This window comes from Streptococcus sp. 263_SSPC, from assembly GCF_001071995.1.
Taxonomy (GTDB): domain Bacteria; phylum Bacillota; class Bacilli; order Lactobacillales; family Aerococcaceae; genus Granulicatella.
This window is the reverse complement of record NZ_JVNU01000017.1, coordinates 1-5,589: the sequence shown is the minus strand read 5'-3', so window position 1 is coordinate 5,589 and position 5,589 is coordinate 1. Positions and strand designations below refer to the sequence as shown.

3 protein-coding genes and 1 other annotated feature are annotated in these 5,589 nt (G+C 39.9%); all 3 genes read left to right on the top strand.

Features of this window, described 5'->3' with window-relative positions; translation table 11 throughout:
- Positions 1–771: LPXTG cell wall anchor domain-containing protein (locus ADH02_RS09690; protein ID WP_048782028.1), on the top strand; the 771-nt coding region annotated here is incomplete at its 5' end.
- 154 nt (positions 772–925) lie between these two features.
- Positions 926–1,152, top strand: a binding site (T-box leader).
- A gap of 72 nt (positions 1,153–1,224) precedes the next feature.
- Positions 1,225–4,014: an isoleucine--tRNA ligase gene (gene ileS, locus ADH02_RS01570; protein ID WP_048782027.1), complete on the top strand. Its 2,790-nt coding sequence runs from the start codon at positions 1,225–1,227 to the stop codon at positions 4,012–4,014.
- Positions 4,015–4,372: 358 nt separating this feature from the next.
- The coding region (locus tag ADH02_RS01565) for a glycoside hydrolase family 16 protein (protein WP_048782026.1) at positions 4,373–5,589 on the top strand (1,217 nt) is incomplete at its 3' end.

Genomic DNA, 5,589 nt, shown 5'->3' with positions numbered 1-5,589 from the left:
CCAGAGCCAACTCCGAACCCAGAGCCAACTCCGAACCCAGAGCCAACTCCAAATCCAGAACCAACACCAACACCAACACCAGACCAACCAACTGTTGAATTACCTCTATACGAAACAGATGGCGTGAAGGTAACGGTGGATAAGGAAAAAGGTATTGCGAGATTTGAAGATGAAAACGGAGATACTCCAGTAGTCGTTGAAGTTCCAACTAAACTTCTTGATAAGAACATCAAGATGCTTAAAGTTGAAAAAGTGGACGAAACAATTAAAGGTCTTGAAGGAAAAGAATATCAAGGTTATGAAATTACTTTCGTCGACAAAGATGGTAAAGCAGTTCGTGTTGAAGGGGATGCCAAAGTAACATTCCCAGTTGATAAAGAAGTAGATGGTGCATACTTCGTAACAAGCGATACAAAAGAAGTGAAAGAAAAAGTTGAATTCTCTAACGGAGAAAACAATGTCGTTACACTTAACGTTAAACACTTCAGTTTATACGCAGTTACATTCAAAGTTGCCGCTAGTGAAACACCAGCAACTCCAACTACTCCAGCAACACCTGCAACACCAGCAGCACCTACTACACAAGTAGCAGCAGCTCCAAGTGCAGCCCAAGGAGAAAATAAACCAGCTCCAGCGCCTGCAGCAGGTGAAGCAAAAGAAACATTACCAAATACAGGGGTAGAAGATGTAACTCCAGGAATCGTTGGAGGAATTCTTGCAGCTCTTGGTGGATTAGGCCTAGCCATTCCTAAAAAAGGTAAAAGAGACTAGGAAAGAACGAAAAAAATCAGATGAGAGGACACTCCTAACCGGTCCAAAACATTTGAAAAAGTAGTCTGCCCTCAAACCGGTTCACAATGTGAGCCGGTTTTCTCTTTTTGTAGATGGAAAATCTTGCAAAATCATTTCAAATAGCGTAAAATTTATCTATTCGATGAAGAGAACAACTTGTGTAAATACACTTTTAGAGAGCCGATTATTGGTGGAAGATTGGCAGTCCCTGTTTATAGCAAGAATCATCTCTTAGAAACTTTTCTGAAATACACGTTAGATTAAGAAGAGTCGCTTAAATGGCGTTAACAATTTACCAAGGCAAACAAAAAATTTGTTTGTAAATTTGGGTGGTACCGCGGATATGATTTCGCCCCTGCAACTTGGCAGGGGCTTTTTTTATGCTCAGTGGTCAAAAGATGAAAAAAACAGTCAAACAAAGGAGGAAATTCAATGAAGATGAAGGAAACATTGCAAATTGGGAAAACAGAATTCCCAATGCGTGGGAACTTACCAACAAAAGAAGTGGATTACCAAAAAGAATGGGAAGAAGCAGACGTTTATGGACAACGTCAGAAAAAGAATGAAGGAAAACCAACATTCGTGCTTCATGATGGACCACCATATGCCAATGGTGCGGTTCACATGGGACATGCCTTAAACAAGATTTCGAAGGACTTTATCGTTCGTAGTAAATCAATGAGCGGATTCCGTGCACCATTCGTACCAGGATGGGATACACACGGACTTCCAATCGAACAAGCTTTAGCAAACGCTGAAGGGGTTGACCGTAAGAAATTATCAATCGCTGAATTTCGTAAATTATGTGCGGAATACGCATTACGTCAAGTGGACAACCAACGTGCTGAATTCAAACGTTTAGGGGTTACAGGTACATGGGATAAACCATATTTAACTCTTCAACCAGAATTCGAAGCAGAACAAATTCGTGTATTCGGTAAAATGGCTGAAAATGGCTATATTTACAAAGGATTAAAACCAATTTATTGGTCTCCATCAAGTGAATCTTCACTTGCTGAAGCTGAAATCGAATATAAAGACGTAGAAAGTCCATCAATCTATGTGGCGTTCAAAGTCAAAGACGGAAAAGGTGTTGTATCAGATGATGCGTCATTTGTTATTTGGACAACAACTCCTTGGACACTTCCAGCAAACTTAGGGATCTTCGTACACCCTGACTATGAATATGCAGAAGTGAAAACAGACAAAGGTACTTTTGTAGTAGCCAAAGAATTAGTGAACTCACTTGCTGAAACTCTTGGTTGGGAATCAGTGGAAGTAGTAAAAGAATTCCGTGGAACTGAATTGGAATATGCAACAGCATGGCATCCATTCTACGAACGTGAATCACTAGTGATGCTAGGGGACTACGTAACGCTAGATGCGGGTACTGGTTTAGTTCACTCAGCTCCTGGACACGGGGAAGATGACTTCTACTATTCACGTAAATACAACTTAGATGTATTATCACCAGTGGATAATCAAGGTCATTACACTGCAGAAGCTCCTGGTTTTGAAGGAATGTTCTATGCCAAAGCAAACAAAGTCATTACAGACATGTTAGCTGAAAATGGTTCATTACTAAAATTAAGCTATTTCGTGCATAGTTACCCACATGACTGGAGAACGAAGAAACCAGTTATCTTCCGTGCAACTCCACAATGGTTTGCGTCTATCGATGCTTTCCGTCAAGATATTTTAGATGTGATCGAAAATGATGTGAAATGGTACCACCCATCAGGTCAAGTACGTATTTACAACATGGTTCGTGACCGTGGTGACTGGGTCATCTCTCGTCAACGGGTATGGGGTGTTCCACTTCCTGTATTCTACGCTGAAAACGGAGAACCAATCATCACTCCAGAAACAACAGAACACGTTGCTAAATTAGTCGAAGAATTCGGTTCTGACGTATGGTTCGAGCGTGAAGCAAAAGATTTATTACCAGAAGGATTCACACATCCAAGCAGTCCAAATGGTACATTTACAAAAGAAATGGACATCATGGACGTATGGTTCGACTCAGGTAGCTCACACGCTGGTGTATTAAGCATTCGCCCAGAATTAACATTCCCAGCTGATTTATACTTAGAAGGATCAGACCAATACCGTGGATGGTTCAACTCAAGTTTAACAACAAGTGTAGCAGTTCATAAACAAGCGCCTTATAAAGCAGTTCTTTCTCAAGGGTTTGTAATGGACGGAGAAGGCAAGAAGATGAGTAAATCTCTAGGAAATGTCATCTCACCTGCAAAAGAAATGCAAACAAAAGGGGCAGACATTATCCGTCTATGGGTATCATCTGTGGACTACGAATCAGACGTACGTATCAGTACTGAAATCTTAAACCAAGTATCTGAAGCATACCGTAAGATCCGTAACACAATGCGATTTATGTTAGCGAACACTACAGACTTCGAACCATCTAAACATGCTGTAGCGTTTAAAGACCTACGCACTGTTGACCAATACATGATGATTCGTTTCAACGATATCGTGAAGACAATTGAAGAAGCGTATGAAAACTACGAATTCTCAACAATTTACCAAACAGTGATGAACTTCTGTACCGTTGATTTATCACAGTTCTACTTAGACTTTGCAAAAGACGTTGTGTATATCGAACATGAAGATAACTACGAACGTCGTGCAATGCAAACAGTTATCTACGATATCTTAGTGAAATTAACGAAATTACTAAGCCCAATCTTAGTTCACACAAGTGAAGAAGTTTGGAAATACTTGAAGGAAGAAGAAGCTTATGTTCAATTAGCTGAGTTCCCAGCAGTAGAAAACTACGAAAATACAGAAGAAGTATTAGCACAATGGGCTGAATTCTTCAAAGTTCGTAACACTGCATTGAAAGCTTTAGAAGAAGCTCGTAACGAGAAATTAATCGGTAAGAACTTCGAAGCAAAAGTAACGCTTTACCCATCTAACGAAGTTCGTGCTTTATTAGACAGCTTAAATACAAATGTCGCTCAATTGTTCATCGTAAGTGAATTAGAAGTCGCTCTAGAAGGTGTTGAAGCACCTGCGAACGCGGTTGAAGGCGAAGGCGTGAAAGTCGTTGTTGAACATGCAAAAGGTGAAACGTGTGAACGTTGCCGTGCTGTGAAGATTGAAGTAGGAACATTAGAAGATGCTCCAACTTTATGTAATCGTTGTGCAGCAATTGTGCGTGAACACTTCCCAGAAGCGCTTGTTCCAGAAGCAGAATAATAAAATTTTAACTGAGTCGGAGAAATTCGGCTCAGTTTTTTTCAAATTGTGTTCAAAAAGTAGACATCTTGATGGAGTGAATTAGACTAATTCTAGTTAACTCCTTTTTTTAGCGTTCTATCAATGTTTTTGCCACTCAAAAGGGAGGATATTTGTAAATAAAAGGAAATTTTGCTCTCCATATTTTCTTTATAATTAAATCGAAATCATACTTATTTAGCAATTTAACTATACTTTTAATAGATTAATTTCATAAGTCTGTCAGGAAATGTTCTTACCCAGTTTAGATAATGTCTAATGTAGGAAAGGGGTTACAGAAACTCTCTTCCTAAATAAAAGAAGAAATAGGAGAACAATTATGCAAAAAGTACGTAATAGACAAAAAGGTATGATTGCAGGAGCAAGAGTTTTAGGAGCAAGCCTTATCTTAAGCACAAGCCTATTAGCGCCAATCGCAACAGTCTATGCAGAAACAGGTGAAGGAAAAGTTCCTAATGTCACACTGCCAAATGGGGTTCCGACAAACTATGACTTAACATGGTTTGATGAGTTTGATGGAGACAAACTCGACAGAACAAAATGGGATTATTCTCTTTCAAGTTTCGATCCTAAAGCAAGAACGCAAATGCATTTCACAGACGACCCAGCAAATGTATCTTTAAAAGATGGAATTCTTCATTTAACGGCACTCTATACGCCGAAGCAATTGAAGTGGAATGACCAAACAAAAAAACATGAATTGGTAGATCGTGAGAATACTTATGTAGACTCAAAGACAAAACAAACGATTACTTATAAAGCACCGTTTACCTCTGGGGCGATCCAAACACGTGACCGTCACGGGAAAGTCCTTACGGAATTTGTAGGTGACTTCTATGCCGAATCACGTATCAAGTTACCATTAAGTGAATCTTCATGGGCTTCCTTCTGGATGACTGGTACAAAAGGCGGAGGCTCTCCGAAGAGTGGGGAGATTGATGTCTTCGAGTCTAAAGGGTATGATCCCAAATTTATTCAAGCCAATATCCATACAGCACCAACTCCTCCTAAGAATAAGGATGAGAAGGAAAAGTATAGTGATCAATATCAAAAAGTGCTCCCTAATAATGGAGATACGCAAACAGATTTCCACACATATGGTGTCTTAAAAGAAGGGGATAAAATTACTTTCTTTTATGATGGACAAGCCCTTTATACACGAAAATACAGTGAGATAACAAATAAGGAAGCATTTGTCAATCCAGAAAATGGATTTATTTTACGATTAACGCATATTGTAGGGGGTTCATTCGTAAAAGACTGGGATGGCGGTACTCGTAACTATACGGACGCGATTCCTTACAAAGATAGTTATAAGGATGGCAGTCGTTCAGACATGCAAATCGATTATGTTCGCGTATGGCAACCAAGCGCTAAACCTGTAACAACAGAAGTGCCAACGACGACTACAACAACTACAACAGTTGCGCCAACAACAACTACTACGACTGAGGCTCCAACGACAACGGAAGCTCCGACAACAACAGAGGCTCCTACAACTACAGTAGCGCCTACGACAACGGAATCTCCAACGAC